Origin of the sequence: Glaciihabitans sp. INWT7, from assembly GCF_014217685.1 — a bacterium.
Classification (GTDB): domain Bacteria; phylum Actinomycetota; class Actinomycetes; order Actinomycetales; family Microbacteriaceae; genus Lacisediminihabitans.
The window spans coordinates 1300250-1312921 of sequence record NZ_CP043653.1 but is presented as its reverse complement, the minus strand read 5'-3'; the positions used below and the strand labels follow the sequence as shown (position 1 = coordinate 1312921).

13 protein-coding genes are annotated in these 12672 nt (G+C 68.0%); all 13 read right to left on the bottom strand.

All coding sequences use genetic code 11. From position 1 onward, the window contains the following. Nucleotides 1-27: 27 nt before the first annotated feature. The 13 genes from der to priA all read right to left on the bottom strand — a co-directional run bounded on the left by der (nt 28) and on the right by priA (nt 12626). Nucleotides 28-1551, bottom strand: coding sequence for a ribosome biogenesis GTPase Der (der, locus tag F1C58_RS06420; RefSeq protein WP_185203557.1), 1524 nt, complete (start codon nt 1549-1551; stop codon nt 28-30). A 32-nt stretch (nt 1552-1583) separates the two neighbouring features. Further along, on the bottom strand, nt 1584-2273 hold the full coding sequence (cmk, locus tag F1C58_RS06415; RefSeq protein ID WP_255461304.1) for a (d)CMP kinase: 690 nt from the start codon (nt 2271-2273) through the stop codon (nt 1584-1586). Further along, nucleotides 2270-3361 (bottom strand): prephenate dehydrogenase, encoded by a 1092-nt coding sequence (locus tag F1C58_RS06410; RefSeq protein ID WP_185203553.1) that lies wholly within the window; start codon nt 3359-3361, stop codon nt 2270-2272. Before F1C58_RS06410 ends, cmk begins: the two co-directional genes overlap by 4 nt. Before the next feature lie 33 nt (nt 3362-3394). Beyond that, nucleotides 3395-3757 carry a chorismate mutase gene (gene aroH, locus F1C58_RS06405; protein WP_185203552.1) on the bottom strand — a complete coding sequence of 121 codons (363 nt, stop codon included), beginning with the start codon at nt 3755-3757 and terminating at the stop codon, nt 3395-3397. Next, nucleotides 3757-4560, bottom strand: coding sequence for a pseudouridine synthase (locus F1C58_RS06400; protein WP_185203550.1), 804 nt, complete (start codon nt 4558-4560; stop codon nt 3757-3759). Before F1C58_RS06400 ends, aroH begins: the two co-directional genes overlap by 1 nt. After that, on the bottom strand, nt 4550-5152 hold the full coding sequence (locus tag F1C58_RS06395) for an SMC-Scp complex subunit ScpB (protein WP_185203548.1): 603 nt from the start codon (nt 5150-5152) through the stop codon (nt 4550-4552). Before F1C58_RS06395 ends, F1C58_RS06400 begins: the two co-directional genes overlap by 11 nt. Further along, nucleotides 5142-5963, bottom strand: a complete 822-nt coding sequence (locus F1C58_RS06390) for a ScpA family protein (protein ID WP_255461303.1) — start codon at nt 5961-5963, stop codon at nt 5142-5144. The genes F1C58_RS06395 and F1C58_RS06390 overlap by 11 nt, the downstream gene beginning before the upstream one ends. Then, nucleotides 5947-6837, bottom strand: coding sequence for a ParA family protein (locus F1C58_RS06385; RefSeq protein ID WP_185203546.1), 891 nt, complete (start codon nt 6835-6837; stop codon nt 5947-5949). Before F1C58_RS06385 ends, F1C58_RS06390 begins: the two co-directional genes overlap by 17 nt. Before the next feature lie 955 nt (nt 6838-7792). Next, the gene (gene xerD / locus F1C58_RS06380; RefSeq protein ID WP_255461302.1) at nt 7793-8725 is read right to left on the bottom strand and encodes a site-specific tyrosine recombinase XerD; all 933 of its coding nucleotides are present in this window, start codon (nt 8723-8725) and stop codon (nt 7793-7795) included. Next, nucleotides 8718-9362 carry an NUDIX hydrolase gene (locus F1C58_RS06375; RefSeq protein WP_185204020.1) on the bottom strand — a complete coding sequence of 215 codons (645 nt, stop codon included), beginning with the start codon at nt 9360-9362 and terminating at the stop codon, nt 8718-8720. Before F1C58_RS06375 ends, xerD begins: the two co-directional genes overlap by 8 nt. A gap of 2 nt (nt 9363-9364) precedes the next feature. Further along, nucleotides 9365-11068, bottom strand: a complete 1704-nt coding sequence (locus F1C58_RS06370) for a CTP synthase (protein ID WP_304599277.1) — start codon at nt 11066-11068, stop codon at nt 9365-9367. Nucleotides 11069-11116: 48 nt separating this feature from the next. Further along, the gene (locus F1C58_RS06365; RefSeq protein ID WP_255461301.1) at nt 11117-11869 is read right to left on the bottom strand and encodes an SseB family protein; all 753 of its coding nucleotides are present in this window, start codon (nt 11867-11869) and stop codon (nt 11117-11119) included. Nucleotides 11870-11876: 7 nt separating this feature from the next. Beyond that, complete coding sequence (gene priA, locus F1C58_RS06360; protein ID WP_185203543.1) at nt 11877-12626, bottom strand: bifunctional 1-(5-phosphoribosyl)-5-((5-phosphoribosylamino)methylideneamino)imidazole-4-carboxamide isomerase/phosphoribosylanthranilate isomerase PriA; 750 nt, start codon at nt 12624-12626, stop codon at nt 11877-11879. Between the last annotated feature and the right edge of the window lie 46 nt (nt 12627-12672).

Below are 12672 nucleotides of genomic sequence, written 5' to 3'. Positions count from 1 at the left end.
GCGCTCCTACTCGACCCGCGGCGGTGGCTACGTGCGCTTGCGGCGCTCGCGCACCCGCATGTTCACGTTGATCGGGCTGCCCTCGAAGCCGAAGATCTCGCGAAGGCGGCGCGTGATGAATCGACGGTAGCCCGGGTCGAGGAATCCGGTGGTGAACAGCACGAACGTCGGCGGACGCGTCGCGGCCTGGGTTCCGAACAGGATTCGCGGCTGCTTTCCACCGCGAACGGGGTGCGGATGCTCGGCCGCGAGCTCGGCGACGAGAGCGTTGAACTTGCCGGTGGGGATGCGGGTGTCCCACGAGGCGAGTGCAAGCTCGAGGGCGGGAACCAGCTTCTCGAGGTGACGACCGGTCTTCGCGGAGATGTTGACGCGCGGGGCCCAGGCCACGTGCGCGAGGTCCTGCTCGATCTCGCGCTCGAGGTAGCGACGGCGGTCGTCATCCATCAGGTCCCACTTATTGAAGGCGAGCACGAGGGCGCGACCGGACTCGAGCACGAGGTCGATGATGCGCACGTCCTGCTCGCTGATCACGTCGCTCACGTCGAGCACGACAACGGCGACTTCGGCCTTCTCGAGCGCCGCGCTGGTGCGCAGCGAGGCGTAGAAGTCGGCGCCCTGGGCGAGATTCATGCGACGACGGATGCCGGCGGTGTCGACGAAGCGCCACACCTTTCCGCCGAGCTCGACCTGCTCGTCGACCGGGTCGCGCGTGGTTCCGGCGAGCTCGTTGACGACTACCCGCTCTTCGCCGACCGCCTTGTTGAGCAGGCTCGACTTGCCGACGTTCGGGCGGCCGAGGATGGCGACGCGGCGCGGTCCGCCGACCTCCTCCTTCGCGACGGCCGAGACCTCGGGGAGGATCGTGAGCACGTGGTCTAGGAGGTCTGCGACACCGCGGCCGTGGAGGGCAGAGACCGGCCACGGTTCGCCGAGGCCGAGGCTCCAGAGACCGGCGGCCTCCGGCTCCTGGCGCGCGTCGTCCACCTTGTTGGCGGCGAGGATCACGGCCTTGCTGGTGGAGCGGAGCATGCGCACGACGTGTTCGTCGGTGCTGGTGGCCCCGACGGTCGCGTCGACGACGAAGAGCACGGCATCGGCGAGGTCGATCGCGATCTCGGCCTGGGCGGCGACGGAGGCGTTGATGCCCTTGGCGTCGGGCTCCCAGCCGCCGGTGTCGACGAGGGTGAACTTGCGTCCGGCCCACTCGCCCTTGTAGGTGACGCGGTCACGGGTGACACCGGGGGTGTCCTGCACGACGGCTTCACGACGACCGAGGATGCGGTTGACGAGCGCCGACTTGCCCACGTTGGGGCGACCGACGATCGCGAGCACGGGGAGCGCCGGGAGGTAGGTGATGGCATCCGGATCGTCCGACGCGGAGTCGAGGATGTCGCGGTCTTCCTCGTCGAGGTCGTAGTCCTCGAGGCCCGCACGAAGCGCATTGGCTCGCATGAGTGCGTCGGACTCGTCGAGCACCGCGAGCTTCTCGCTCAGCTTCGGGTCGAGATCGCCGTATTCGTCGTGCTCTTGGTCGTTGTTGTCTGGCATGGGGATTTCCTGGTCTGTGGTCTCGACACGGCCTAGCGGCCTACTCGACCGACAAGTGCTACGACCGCCTGCACGGTCTGGTCGAAGTCGAGATCTGTTGAATCGAGGGTGGTCACACCCTCGGCGGCGTTCATGAAGTCGACAACCCGGGAGTCCTGGGCATCTCGAGAACTGAGCTTTTCGGCAACGGCCGCAGCCGACTCCGACGGTAACTCAGCGGAACGCCTCGCCATTCTAGCTTCTTCGGAGGCGGTCAGCAGTATCCGGGTGTCGGCGTCCGGGCAGACCACCGTCGTGATGTCGCGTCCCTCGGTGATGATACCGGGGCGTTCGCTGCGGTCGATGACCCCCCGGAAGAGGTCGACGAGGTAGGCACGCACCACCGGAACCCGCGCGACCTCGCTCACCACTGCCGAGATGCGGGGGTCACGGATGGCGTCCGTGACATCCACTCCCCCGACTCGCACGAAATAGTCGTCGGGATCGATGCCGATCTCGTAGGCGAACGCGGGCAGCGACGCGATCACGGCGTCGGCATCCGCGGTGTTCACGCCGTTCTCGAGCGCGAACCACGCGAGCGCCCGGTAGGCGGCGCCGCTGTCCTGGTAGTCGAACCCGAGGGCGCGGGCGGATGCCCGGCTCACGCTCGACTTGCCGCTTCCGGCCGGACCATCGATGGCCACGACGACACGCGGTTGGCGCGCCTCGGCTGCCGCGCTCACGCGTTCACCTGGGCGATACGCCATCCGCGCGCCTCGAGGTCGGCGACGAGTCCCGACTCGGCCTCGGGCACGACGGAGATCTCGGCGAGCCCGATCTGCTGCCCCGGTGAGTGCTCCAGCCTCAGGTCTTCCATGTTCACTCCGATGTCTCCGATCTCTGTCAGCAGCCGCGCCAACTCGCCCGGCTTGTCATCGACCATCACGATGATCTGGTTGAAGCGCCGATCCTGGCCGTGTTTTCCGGGGATGCGCGCCACTCCGGTGTTGCCGCCGGCAAGAAGCTCGGCGAGGGCGCGACGGGCGCCAGGCAGCTGCGGGGCGTCGAGAGTGTCGATGGCCCGGTCGAGGTCGGCGCGGTACTCCCGCAGCACCGCCGTGACCGCGGCGGCGTTCGCTCCGAGGATCTGCACCCACAGCTCGGCATCGCTCGAGGCAATGCGGGTGGTGTCACGCAGCCCCTGCCCGGAGAGGGAGAGGGCGGATTCGGTTCCCCCGCTGAGGCGCCGAGCCAGCAGGGAGGCGATCACCTGGGGCACGTGGGAGACGAGGGCGACACTGATGTCGTGCTGCTCGGCGGTCATGATCACGGGAACCGCGCCGAGATCGAGCACGAGGTCTTCGATGACGCCGACCTGCGCCGCCGGCATCCCGTCGTGCGGGGTGATCACCCAGGGGCGTCCGAGGAACAGGTCGCCGCGGGCCGAGATCGGTCCGCCCCGTTCGCGGCCGGCGAGGGGATGCGATCCGACATAGCGGTTCACGTCCGCTCCGGAGTCCCTCACCCCGGCCAGCACCGCCACCTTCACGCTCGAGACATCGGTGACCAGCGCATCGGGGAAGGCGGCGAGCTCATCCGCGATCACCCGTGCCGTGACATCCGGGGGCACCGCCACGACCACCAGCCGCGGATTGTCGGTGTCGCGGGCGGCGCGTCCTGCCCCGTAGTCGATGGCGAGGCTCAGGTTCGCCGGCGAAGAGTCGTGCACGATCACGTCGACGCCGAGGGCGCGGAGCCCGAGGCCGACGCTCGCGCCGAGGAGTCCGGTGCCGACGACGCGCACCTGGCCGATCATGCGGCTTCCATTCATGGTCTGGGTTTCCGTTGCTCTAGAGGCGGGGCTTTATTGGGCGAGGTCGAGCCGCAGCGCGACCGCTCCCCGCAGGTAGGCGTGCACGATGTATTTGCGCGGGGTGTCCGACTCCACCAGGGCCATCAGCCGGATGACGCGCGGCATCGAGCCAACGACATCCATCTCCACCGCGCACATCAAGGGCACGTCGCCGAGCCCCAGCTCCCGCGCCGCGAGGGCGGGGAACTCGCTCGTGATGTCGGGCGTCGCGGTGAACATCACCGATATCAGGGCGTCGGTGTCGATCTCGTTGGCGTGCAGGGTCTTCGACAGCAGCTCGGCGGTGGCGTGCAATACCTCGGCACGATCGTCCCGATCGAGCTGGATGGCTCCGCGAACGGCCCGCACCGCCATCAGTCGGTCTCCTCGGCGTCAGCGTCCCCGGAGCTTCCAGAGCTCGCGTCGCGCGAGATCGTGAGCAGCGCACCGAGCTCGGCCTTGGTGAGGTCGCGGATGTCCCCTGCCCCGAGCGACCCGAGGTGCAGCGGACCGAACTGGCGGCGCACGAGGTCGATGACCGGGTGGCCGACCTCCTCGAGCATCCGCCGCACGATGCGGTTGCGCCCGGAGTGCAGGGTGACCTCGACGATGGTCTCGCTCGCGCCGGCCTGGCCGACGATGCGCGCCTTGTCGGCGGCAATCGGCCCGTCTTCGAGGTCGATGCCGCTGGTGAGCTTCGCGACGGTCTGCGGCGACACCCGGCCCTCGACCTTGGCGATGTAGGTCTTCATCACCCCGAAAGACGGATGCGCGAGCACGTGGGCGAGCTCGCCGTCGTTGGTGAGGATGAGCAGACCGGAGGTCTGTGCGTCGAGCCTTCCCACGTTGAAGAGCCGCTCGTCGAAACGCGACACGAAGCGCTGGAGGTCGGGGCGGCCGCGGTCATCCTGAAGCGAGGAGACGATGCCGACGGGCTTGTTGAGCATGAGGTAGCGGCGCGAGGTGTCGAGTTGGATGGCGACGCCGTCGACGGAGACGAGATCCGTGCCGAGCACGCGGCGGCCGAGTTCGGTGACCACCTCGCCGTTCACCTCGACGCGCCCGGCCTCGATCATGTTCTCCGAGACGCGGCGAGAGGCGACGCCGGCCGCGGCCATGAGCTTCTGCAGGCGCACACCGTCATCGGAGGCTGCGCCAGCGGGCAGGTCAGAAACCATCGGCGAAACCGTCCGATCCGTCGGAGAGCAGTGGCGAGATCGCCGGCAGCTCGTCGATCGAGTTGATGCCCAGTTGGGCGAGGGTGAGATCGGTGGTGGCGTAGTGGATTGCGCCGGTCTCGCTGTCGGTGAAGGCCTCGGTGATGAGGCCGCGACCCAGCAGCGTGCGCACGACGGAATCCACATTCACGGCCCGGATCGACGCGATGGCGCCCCGGCTGATCGGCTGCTTGTAGGCGATCACGGCGAGCGTCTCGAGCGCGGCCTGCGACAGTCGCGTGGGGTTCTGCGTGAGCACGAAGTCGCGCACGACGTCGTCATACTCGCCGCGCACGTAGATGCGCCATCCGCCCCCCACCTCGCGAAGTTCGAACCCGCGACGGATGCCGCCGGCCTCACCGTGGCCGTCGAAGTCGGCGACGAGTCGCTCGATCGACTGCCTCACGGCCGCGACGGGCGCGCCGAGAGCGGTAGCGAGGGAGACGAGCGTTTGCGGTTCGTCGGCGATCATGAGGATCGCCTCGAGGCTTCGCTCGACGTTCACCGGAGGGGTCGCCGCCTCGGGGGTCTCATCCATCAGGTCAATTTCCATAGTCTGATCCCAGGCTCGCGAGGTTCTCTTCCGACCAGTGTTCGGCGGTCCAGCGTACGGTGAGTTCGCCGAGCGGTTCCAGCTGCTCGAACGCGAGTGAGGCGCCGCGGTAGAGCTCGAGGATCGCGAGGAAGCGCGCCACGATCACGCCCTTCTGCTCGACACCGGCGATCAGCTGGCGAAAGGTCATCGGCTCGCCGCGGCGCAGCAGGGCGACGACGTGAGCAGCCTGCTCCCGGATGCTCACGAGGGGCGCGTGCAGGTGGTCGAGCCCGACGGTGGGCAGCTCGCGCGGCGCGAATGCCAGCGCGGCGATGGCGGCGAAGTCCTCGAGGCTGAGAGTCCAGACGAGCTCCGGCGTCTGCTTACGGAACTTCTCCTCCAGTCGAACCGTGCGCACATGCCGGGTCGCCTCGGCATCGAGCTGGGCGGAGAACCAGGTCGTCACCTCCTTGAATGCCCGATACTGCAACAGGCGGGCGAACAGGAGGTCGCGAGCCTCGAGAAGCGCCACGTCCTCGGCATCCACCAGCTCGCCCTGCGGGAGCAGCCCGGCAACCTTGAGATCGAGCAGTGTCGCGGCGACGACGAGGAACTCGCTCGCCTGGTCGAGTTCCGTCGCCGTGTCGAGCTGCTTGAGGTAGGCGATGAACTCGCCGGTGACGATGCTGAGGGAGATCTCGGTGATGTCGAGCTCATGCTTGCCGATCAGCGAGAGCAGCAGATCGAACGGGCCGTTGAAGTTGCTGAGGCTCACCGAGAAGCCGGCGGCCTCCGGATGCTCGACCGTCGCGTCAGGCGACCGCGCCACGGGCGATCAACTCTCTGGCCAGCTGGCGGTAGGCCCCGGCTGCCGCGTGATCGGGAGCGAACTGTGTGATCGGGGTGCCGGAGACGCTCGCATCCGGGAACTTCACGGTGCGCCCGATCACGGTCTCGAAGACGCGGTCACCGAATGTCTCGACCACCCGCTCGAGCACCTCACGGGAGTGCAGGGTGCGGGAGTCGTACATGGTGGCGAGGATGCCGTCGAGCTGCAGTGCGGGATTGAGCCGGTCCTTGACCTTGTCGATGGTCTCGACCAGCAGGGCTACACCGCGCAGGGCGAAGAACTCGCACTCGAGCGGGATGAGCACACCGTGGGCGGCTGTCAGGGCGTTGACAGTGAGCAACCCGAGCGAGGGCTGGCAGTCGATGAGGATCACGTCGTACTCCCCGCTCACCTGGCGGAGCACCCGTGCCAGGATCTGCTCGCGAGCCACCTCGTTCACGAGGTGCACCTCGGCCGCGGAGAGATCGATGTTGGCCGGGATCACGTCGAGGCCCGGGGTGGACGTCGTGCGGATGGCCTGGTGGGCATCCTTCACGGTTCCGAGCATGAGGTCGTAGATGTTCGAGCCCTCGTGGGAGGCCACACCGAGGCCTGCAGACAGGGCCCCTTGAGGATCGAAGTCGATGGCGAGCACCCGGCGGCCATAGCCTGCCAGCGCTGCGCCGAGGCTGATCGCGGTCGTGGTCTTACCGACGCCACCCTTCTGGTTGCAGAGGGCGATGATACGCGCGGGACCGTTGGAGGCCAGAACCGGAGGCTCCGCGAAGACGCTGAGCGGGCGACCGGTCGGGCCGGTGGCGACGCGATCGAAACCGGGGAGTTCCTCAGCCGATTTGTCCCGCTTCGCTGTCATCCCGACATTCCTTACCGTTGATCACCGGCCGCTGCCGATTAGGACGATTCTATCGATGGCGTGCGCGCCGCCCCGTCAGACTCGCCATGGGCGGTGGGGTGTGGTGGGGTCGGCGGTGGGTGCGGGACAGCACAAGCCCGGCGGTCGACGGCGCTTATGGGGCGTCATCCGCCGATCCGTCAGAAAGTACTCCCCCACGGAACCGAAAGCGCAGTCTGTGACGGGCGGGCTGGGGAGCGACATTTGCCACCTCGATGTTGACGTCCCCGTTTGACAGGGCTAGACGCGACGTCTTCGCCGACGGCGTCCACCGATCCGTCACTAACTGCGCCCGCTGGGGCCCGGGCCAGCGTTTTGTGACGGGTGAGCGGCGGCGTGGGTGTTGTGGCGCCGGTACTGACTCGGCGGCACCGGGTGAACTGTCGGAAATGGCTCCGCCCGAGCAGCGCGCCAGCAGGTTATGACGGATGGTTGGCATGGGCGCACTCGGCCCGGCGGCCACTCCGCCCGGCGGCCACTCCGCCCGGCGGCCACTCCGCGCACGACGCTAGCCGTCAGAAACTGCTCGATCGAAGCGCCGGGCCAGCCGTTCGTGACGGTTGGGGCGGGCAGCGGCGCCCCGACGCACTCTGCCCACACGCACCACCCCGCGGGCCGGCGGGTGTTGTGCGCCGTTACCCACCCGGCGGCAAGGGGTGAACCGTCAGAAACCGCTTTCGCGCACCATCGAGACAGCACATCGTGACGGTTGGGCGGGGACGTGCGCGTTTTCGGCCCGGCACCCACTCCGCGGCGCAGGGTGAACCGTCAGAAACGGCTCCCGGGCAGCAACGAGCCAGCACATTGTGACGGTTCGGCGGGGACGTGCGCGTTTTCGGCCTGGCACCCAGTCGGCGGCAAGGGGTGAACCGTCCGGAGCAGCAGGTTGTGACGGTTGAGGCCGCGACCGCCGGGCTCAGCGCGCTCGCGGATGCGCCGTCGTGTACATGTCGCGCAGGGTGTCCGCCGTCACCAGGGTGTAGATCTGCGTGGTCGCGACAGAGGAATGCCCGAGCAACTCCTGCACGACGCGCACATCGGCACCACCGGCGAGCAGGTGCGTCGCAAACGAGTGTCGGAAGGTATGGGGCGAGATCTCGATACCGAGCTTCGCCTGTTCGGCCCGCGCGCGGATGATCAACCACGCGTTCTGCCGCGACACCCGCTGACCGCGGATGCCGAGAAACAGGGCCGGGGTCGACTTGCCCCGGGTGGAGAGCAGCGGCCGCCCTCGCACCAAGTAGGCATCGATGGCGGCCTGAGCGTAGGAACCCAGCGGCACGATCCGCTGCTTGCCCCCCTTGCCGAACAGGCGCACGACGTCGACACTGTGCCCTTCCGTGCCGATCACGTCGTCCACGTTCAGGTCGACGGCCTCGGAGATGCGAGCGCCCGTGGCGTAGAGCAGCTCTAAGAGGGCGCGGTCCCGCAGGGACTGGAGGTCGTCCCCCGATGCGGCATCGAGCACGGCCGTCATCTGCTCGATCGTGATCGCCTTCGGGAGCCGGCTCGCGAGCTTCGGCGGGGTGACGTCGGCGGCGACATCCACCGCTACCAGGCCCTCCTCCAGCAGGAAGCGGTGCAGGCTGCGCACCGAGGACAACATCCGTGCCATTGAGGATGCCGTGAGCGGGTTCTCGTCGCGGGTGCGCAGGTGGAGCGCGAACGCCGAGACGTGCGCAACCGTGATCTGTTCCGGCGTGGTCACGCCGGTGTCAGCAAGCTGACGACCGTACGTCGATAGATCACGGCGGTAGGCGGCCACGGTGTTCGGCGAAAGGCCGCGCTCGATCGAGACCTGTCGTAGGTATCTGTCGACAGCTCGTTCGAAAGTTGAGTCGTCAGTCACGGCTGTGGGACTTCGGATGGCGCGACCACGGTGCGTCGGCAGCCCCGAGGCTTGCCCACCCTGCCGCCCGCGACACCTGGGCCGTGAGCACGGCGATGGACAGGATCGAGTTGCCGACCGTGCGGCCGAGCACGGCGGCGACGACCTCATCGAGCGGCACCCACCGCTTCTCGATATCGGATTCCTCGTCGGTGCGCTCGAACACGCTGCGGGCGTCGCTCAGTCCGCGGGCGAGGTAGATGCGGATCGCCTCATTGCTGCCGCCGGGCGTGGAGTAGAAATCGCTCAGCAGGTTCCACTCGCTCGCGACGACATCCGCCTCCTCGGCGAGTTCGCGTTGCGCACCCAGCACGGGAGATTCGCCATCGATGTCGAGCAGCCCCGCGGGGATCTCCCACTCACGCGCACCGACGGGATGCCGATACTGCTTGATCAGCAGCACCCGATCCTGGTCGTCGAGGGCGAGGATCGCGACCGCGCCGGTGTGGTCCACGTATTCGCGGGTGATGGTCTCCGCCGGCACCGTGTCCCCGTATTCGAACATGTCCCGCCGGATGTCCCAGACGATGCCCGCGTAGACCACCTCGCTCGACACCACGTTGACGGGGAAGACCTCGTCGGAGAGCGGCTGTGACATGTTCACGCGTCCTGCACGGTGAACAGGCGCGTGGCCTCCTGCCGCTCGAGCGCTGCGGCGACGAGACCCTGGAAGAGCGGATGTGCGCGGTCGGGTCGCGACCGCAGCTCCGGGTGGGCCTGGGTGCCGACGTAGTAGGGGTGCACGTCTCGCGGCAGTTCCACGAATTCCACGAGATGGCCGTCGGGCGAGACGCCGGAGAAGTCGAGTCCCGCCGCGGCGATCTCCGCGCGATAGGCGTTGTTGACCTCGTAGCGGTGGCGGTGGCGCTCCTCGACGCGAGTCGATCCGTAGACCCCGGCGACGATCGATCCCTCGGTGAGGTCGGCGGGATAGAGGCCGAGTCGCATGGTGCCGCCGAGGTCTCCCCCGGCGATGATCTCCACCTGCTCCGCCATGGTCGCGATCACCGGGAATTCGGTCTCCGGGTCGAACTCCGACGAGGATGCGCCGGTGAGTCCCACGACGTTACGCGCGTACTCGATCACCATGCACTGCAGTCCGAGGCAGAGACCCAGCACCGGGATGCCGTTCTCCCGCGCGAATTTGAGCGCGCCGAGCTTGCCTTCGATGCCGCGGACTCCGAAGCCTCCCGGCACGCAGATGCCGTCGACATCCGACAGCAGTCGCGCCGCGCCGTCGGGCGTCTCGCACTCGTCCGAGGGGATCCAGCGCACGAGCACCTTCGTCTGCTGCGCGAAGCCGCCGGCCCGAAGAGCCTCGGTCACCGAGAGGTAGGCGTCGGGAAGGTCGATGTATTTTCCGACCAATCCGATCGTGACCTCGTGCTTCGGCTGGTGTACGGCGGCCAGCAGGTCCTTCCAGCCGGACCAGTCCACCTCTGCCGCCTCGAGCCCGAAGTGGTCGATGATGTACGCGTCGAGTCCCTGGTCGTGGAGCATGGTCGGGATGTCGTAGATGGAGGGCACGTCGATCGCGTTGACGACGGCCTGCTCGTCCACGTCGCACATGAGCGCGATCTTGCGCTTGTTCGACTCGGAGACCGGGCGGTCGGAGCGCAGCACAAGGGCATCCGGCTGGATTCCGATGGAGCGCAGGGCCGCGACGGAATGCTGGGTCGGCTTGGTCTTCTGCTCTCCGGAGGCGCCGAGGTATGGCACGAGGGAGACGTGAACGAAGAACACATTGCTGCGGCCCAGTTCGTGGCGCACCTGGCGGGCCGCCTCGATGAAGGGCTGGGATTCGATGTCGCCGACGGTGCCGCCGACCTCGGTGATGATGACGTCGGGCCGTGTTCCGTCCTCCGCGAGCTCGGCCTGGAGACGCATCCGCCGCTTGATCTCGTCGGTGATGTGCGGGATCACCTGCACAGTGTCGCCGAGGTACTCGCCGCGGCGTTCCTTCGCGATGACCGTGGAGTAGATCTGGCCGGTGGTGACATTCGCGGCCTGATTGAGGTTGATGTCGAGGAAGCGCTCGTAGTGCCCGATGTCGAGGTCGGTCTCGGCCCCGTCGTCGGTCACGAAGACCTCGCCGTGCTGGAAGGGGTTCATGGTGCCCGGATCCACGTTGAGATACGGGTCGAGCTTCTGCATGACGACGCGGAGGCCGCGGGCCGTGAGGAGGTTTCCGAGACTGGCAGCCGTGAGTCCCTTACCGAGACTCGAAACGACTCCACCAGTGACGAAGATGTGCTTGGTTATGTCCGCGTTTTGTTTGTTCACCACGGGGTTACAGCTTATCAGTGGCTCGGCACCGAAAACGGTGCGGGGCTCGCCCCAGTTCCGGCATTCTCACGCCCCTGCCGTGCCGAGTCGCACCGCGAGCGAGTCGACCCGGGCGGCGATGGCTTCGCTTGCACTCCAGCGCGCCTGCAACCGTGCAAGCACGGCATCCAGCTTGACCCGATCGAGACCGGGCTGCAGCGCGAGGTAGACCACGAGTTCGGGACCGGTGAGCCGGGCATCCGCGTCCCCCGGTTCGACCCTCAGTGACGCCACCGCGGGTTCCCCCTCGATCGAGAGGCGGAACTCGTCGAGCACTCCGGCATCGAGATGGCTCGGGGACCAGGGCTGGCACTGCGCGATCGCCCAGAGCGCCGGGCGTCGGATCACAAACTCGGTCGGCGAGGTCGGGTCGAGCACCACGAGTTCTGTGCCTTCACTGGCGGCGGCGAGGGCCACCCGCACGGCATCGGCCGGCACGGGGCGCGCCAACGGCTTCCAGTGTCGCATCGCCTCCACCGAGCTGAAGACGGGCATCACGTTGCGCCCGTCGGGGCCAGCGACGGTGACGATCGACAACTCGGCACTCTTGTCGACGGGGTGACCGTGATCGCCGATCGCCGATTCGCCGAGCTGAGCCACCAGAGGAATCAGCAGACGCGAGCCGCGAATAGCGTCGACGACCCCGGCTACTCCAATCTCTCCGGCGGCGAACTGTGCGAGCGCCAGCGCGAGCTCTGCAGGCGCCGAGCCGTCGTCATCCGAGGAGGCGCCATGCTCGAAGCGGCGCCCCTCCCAGGGCACGCCGGCGGAATCGGACACCGGATGCTCAGTCGGACGCGACCGCGAGGGCTTCGGCGAGGGTGAAGGCCTTGGCGTAGAGCGCCTTGCCCACGATCGCCCCCTCGACTCCGAGCGGAACGAGGGCGCGGAGCGCGGCGATGTCATCGAGGTTCGAGATGCCCCCGGATGCGACGACGGGCCGGTCGGTGCGCTCGGCGACCGAGCGCAGCAGTTCGAGGTTCGGACCCTGCAGGGTGCCGTCCTTGGTCACATCCGTCACGACATAGCGCGCGCAGCCTGCCCCCTCGAGTCGGTCGAGCACCTCGAAGAGATCCCCGCCGTCCTTCGTCCAGCCGCGCGCCGCGAGGGTCGTTCCGCGCACGTCGAGCCCGACCGCGATCAGCTCGCCGAACTTGGCGATCACCGTCGCCGCCCAGTCCGGATTCTCCAGCGCTGCCGTCCCGAGGTTGATGCGCTTCGCCCCGGTGTCGAGGGCCGCTTCGAGGCTGGCGTCATCGCGGATTCCGCCCGACAGCTCGATGAGCGCGTCCCCGCCGACCCGCTTGATCACCGAACGGATCGCATCGTGGTTGTTGCCCCGACCGAAGGCGGCATCGAGGTCCACGAGGTGGATCCACTCTGCGCCCTGGGAGGTCCAGTCCGCCGCGGCATCCACCGGATCGCCGTAGCTCGTCTCACTGCCGGCCTCACCCTGGGTCAGGCGCACCGCCTGGCCGTCGGCGACGTCGATCGCGGGCAGAAGCACGAGTTTGGGAGTGGAGTCGAGGGCGCTCATCGGATCTTTTCTCTTCGGGACGACTGGGGCTGCAACGTCTTGGCGT